The organism is Variovorax cryoconiti (assembly GCF_051216395.1).
GTDB lineage: Bacteria > Pseudomonadota > Gammaproteobacteria > Burkholderiales > Burkholderiaceae_C > Variovorax.
Genome location: NZ_JBPJZI010000094.1, coordinates 1 through 1,013 on the forward strand (window position 1 = coordinate 1; position 1,013 = coordinate 1,013).

At 60.9% G+C, this 1,013-nt stretch carries 2 protein-coding genes; one reads left to right on the forward strand and one right to left on the reverse strand.

Going from position 1 to position 1,013, the window contains the following annotated elements; all coding sequences use genetic code 11:
• Positions 1-622 (reverse strand): GntR family transcriptional regulator (locus ACSFA2_RS25980; protein WP_435458200.1); only part of this gene is annotated, 622 nt, incomplete at its 3' end.
• A gap of 123 nt (positions 623-745) precedes the next feature.
• Between ACSFA2_RS25980 and ACSFA2_RS25985 the strand changes: the two genes are divergently transcribed.
• Positions 746-1,013: ATP-binding cassette domain-containing protein (locus ACSFA2_RS25985; protein WP_435458201.1), on the forward strand; the 268-nt coding region annotated here is incomplete at its 3' end.

A 1,013-nucleotide genomic window follows, 5' to 3' on the forward strand; every position in this document is an offset into this window, starting at 1 on the left:
GCTCAAGGTCGGCGGCACTCTCGACGACCCGACGCTGTCGCTGACGGGCTGTGCGCTCGCCTGCGCCGCTGTCGGCACCGCCGTTCTGCCGGGCGTGGGCACTGCCATCGGCTCGCGCATCGGGCAGCAGGTCGAACGCCGCGTCGGCTACGACGCCATGAAATGCTCTGTCAATGGCACTGAATGACTCCCTTTGACGCTGGTGCACCAGAGAGGCGGACTGTTTGAGGAGTCGCCGCAGTTCTGCGATCTGATCGTTGTGGATTCGCTGGGCCGCCAGCGCGACGATGTTTGGTTCGATGGCCAGGCGCGCCTCAATCAGGAGGAGGATGTCCTGCAACGAGTCCGAACGGATCACGAGACCCTTGCGCGGAATGACCTCGATCAACCCGTCAGCCTGAAGCTTATGAATGGCTTGGTGCACAGGCATGCGGCCAAGTCCTGTCATCTCACACAGTGCGGCCTCGTTCAGAAAGAGGCCCGGGCGCAACTCCATCGACAGGATGCTGTTCTTGATCTGGTCGTAGGCCCGTTGCGTGAGTGAGGGTGCCTTTGGCTCGGAGCGCTTAGGCGCGATCGGCGCGCGCGCCACTACCACTTTTGCTTGCGGTAAAGAGCTCATTGATAGACGTGCCATGTTTGGTAATATATCATGTGGTTTTAGAAACAAAAACCCGCTTGGTGGCCGCGGACTGCCGGAGGCGGCACTGCAATCCTACCTACAGCGGTCGACGGAAAAAATGAAATGACATTTGGAGTCATCAATGCCGCGCGCAAGGTGTTCCCTGCCGCAGAACTGGGGCCATCCGCGAAGGAAGATCTCGTCGCGCTCGAGGACGCGACCTTCTTCTTTGACGAGGGTGAACTGGTCACACTCCTCGGGCCGAGCGGCTGCGGCAAGACCACGCTGCTGCGCATCGTTGCTGGGCTAGTCGACCGGACCGGCGGCGAGGTGACCATCGGCGGCAGGGATGTTCAGGGTCCATATCCCGACTACGGGTTCGTATTTCAGG